At 74.5% G+C, this 2585-nt stretch carries 2 protein-coding genes; both read left to right on the forward strand.

Translation table 11 applies throughout. The annotated features are described in order from the left end of the window. Positions 1–1339 (forward strand): asparagine synthase-related protein (locus G3I40_RS21760; protein WP_239091874.1); only part of this gene is annotated, 1339 nt, incomplete at its 5' end. A 796-nt stretch (positions 1340–2135) separates the two neighbouring features. Beyond that, positions 2136–2585: BTAD domain-containing putative transcriptional regulator (locus tag G3I40_RS21765; protein WP_343244987.1), on the forward strand; the 450-nt coding region annotated here is incomplete at its 3' end.

Raw genomic sequence — 2585 nt, forward strand, 5'->3', positions numbered from 1 at the left:
CGAGCGGCGCGCGGCCCGCGGCATGCCCGTACCCGGCATCGGCGCGGACCTCTCGGGCGGCCCGGCCTCCGGCACCCTCGCCCTCCTGGCGGCAGGCCTGCCGGGCCTGCCCGGCACGGTCCTCGGCCACGGCACGGGAGCCGGCGAACGCCTCCTGGCGGTCACGTTCAACGACATCTCCACCTCAACGACCAACCACGAGGCGGAACTTGAACGTGCAGGAGCCATCGCGGCCAACCCCCGCCTGCACCACGTCGTAGTGGCCGCGGGCGAAGAGGCGCTCCCGTATGCCGACCTGGACGGCCCGCTCACGGACGAGCCGAGCGCCACCCTGGTCACGGCCGCCCGCCACCGCGCCCGCCTCGCCTCCGGAAGCGCCGACCACTTCACGGGCTACGGGGCACGCCAGGTCCTGGACGCGCATCCGGCCCGCCTCACCGACCTCCTGATGGACCGCCGGCGCCGCCACATGGTCCGCCCGATGGCGGCCCTCACGAAGGCGGACGGCGGCTCCTTCACGGTGCCCGCGCGCGTGTACGGCGCAGCGCGCAAGCTGGCCCGTACGCCCTACAAGGCGGGCCTCGACAACCTGGCGGACCGCCTCCTGCACGGCAGCTTCGACGAACCGGGCGGCGCCGTAGGTGCGTCCCTGTCCGCCCTCACGTGGGCCAGACCCGGCCCCGCCGCACGCTGGCTGACCGGCGAGGCCCTCGCTGAAGTATCGGTTCGTCTCCAGCAGGGCATGACCCGCCCCGGGCCGGGCCCCGGCCAACGCCCCGGCGAGTTCAGGGCCCGCGCGGCCCTGGCCCGCCACGCCGCCGACCTGCGCATCCTCGAACAGGCAGCAGAGATCCGCTTCCAGCGCCTGCACGCCCCGTTCCTCGACAACCAAGTGGTACGCGCCTCCCGCGCCCTCCCCGAGGCCCTGCGCGTCCAACCAGGAGCCCGGGCAACGATCCTGCGCACCGTCCTGGAGGGAGCAGGCGTCGCCGACCTCCCCCCGGGCTGGGGCGCACCCTCCCACGCCTCCTCGACGGCAGCGGCGCGCACGGGCCTACGCGTGGCGGCGGACCACTTGATCACCCTGTTCGACACCCCGCTCCTGGCGCAGACGGGCCTGATCGAGGCCCGCGTCGTCCGCAAGGCCCTGCGCGCCGCAGCCGACGGCGAACCCCTCCCCTTGGACGGCCTCGCCGACCTGGTCGCCCTGGAACTGTGGCTGCGCCGCCTCCTCTCCCGCCGCGGCACCTGCTGGACCGGCACCCCCGCACGCGCGCGTGCAGTCCCCACGGGCAGCGTGGTCCCAGAACGAGCCCTGGGCGCGGCCCCCCACCGCTAATCACTCCACCGCCCGGCCACGGCCCCCGTACAGCGAAAGATGCGCCCCAGCACCGCCCACCGACCACTCGGAAAGCCCACAGACATCCAGAGGATGGGCCCACGCGGGGCCGGGGGAAACCCCACACAAACGATCAGCGAACCCGAAATCCCACCCCGCTGAAGGGTGAGCCGGTCCGGATGCCCCACTTACGGTCAGCTGCCTGGCCTCGCCCCCCACCGGAGGGTGAGCCGATCCGGATGCCCCACTTACGGTCAGCTGCCTGGCCTCGCCCCCACCGGGGGGTGAGCCGATCCGGATGCCCCACTTACGGTCAGCTGCCTGGCCTCGCCCCCACCGGGGGGTGAGCCGATCCGGGAGCCCCACCGGAGGGTGAGACGTCCGGAAGCCCCACCGGGGGGTGAGCCGGTCCGGGAGCCCCACCGGGGGTTGGTCGCTCGTCGACGGGAGGGGCCGTGTCGGGGTGCCCCCGCAGGACACCGCAGGAACGCAGCGCCGGATGCCGCGCCGTAGGCGCCCAGGGAACAAGGCGAACAATCCGGCCGAGGAGGTACCCCGGCGCGGCCCCGCACCCCGCGCCCTACGGAAGGCGCACACCAGCCCAGCAGAAGATGCGACCCCACCTCACCCGCACCCTGCGGGAGGCGCACACCAGCCCGGCAGAACCACACGGTCGGCGTGGAGACCGGCCCAGCAGAACCACACGGCCACCGCACGCCCGCCCGACCAAGAGCCCCCGGCCCGGCCAACCACAAACCAAGCGCGCCCTACGCCCCACTCCGGCGACAATGCCTAGGTGCAGTACACAATCCTGGGCACGACACAGGCCCGCGACAACGAAGGCACCCCCGTCCCCGTAGGCGGCCCGCGCCTGCGCGCCCTGCTCACGTCCCTCGCCCTGCACACCCCGCACCCCGCCCCCGTAACCGCCCTCATCGACGACGTCTGGGCGGACGACCCCCCGGCCGACGCCCCGGCCGCCCTCCAGGCACTGGTCGGCAGACTGCGCAGATCGCTTGGCAAGGAGGCGATCACCTCCGAGCCCGGCGGCTACCGACTCACGGCGACGCGCGCTGACATCGACCTCTACGTGTTCGAGAGCCTGGTCCGCGAGGGCACCACGGCCCTGGCCGCGAACGACCCGGCCACCGCGGCCCAGGCATTGCGCGAGGCCCTGGCCCTCTGGCGCGGCCCCGCACTGGCCGACCTGCCCGACCACACGGCGGCCACCCGCCCCGAGGCCCAG

The sequence above is a fragment of the Streptomyces sp. SID14478 genome, assembly GCF_010548525.1.
In the GTDB taxonomy this organism is placed as follows: Bacteria; Actinomycetota; Actinomycetes; order Streptomycetales; family Streptomycetaceae; genus Streptomyces.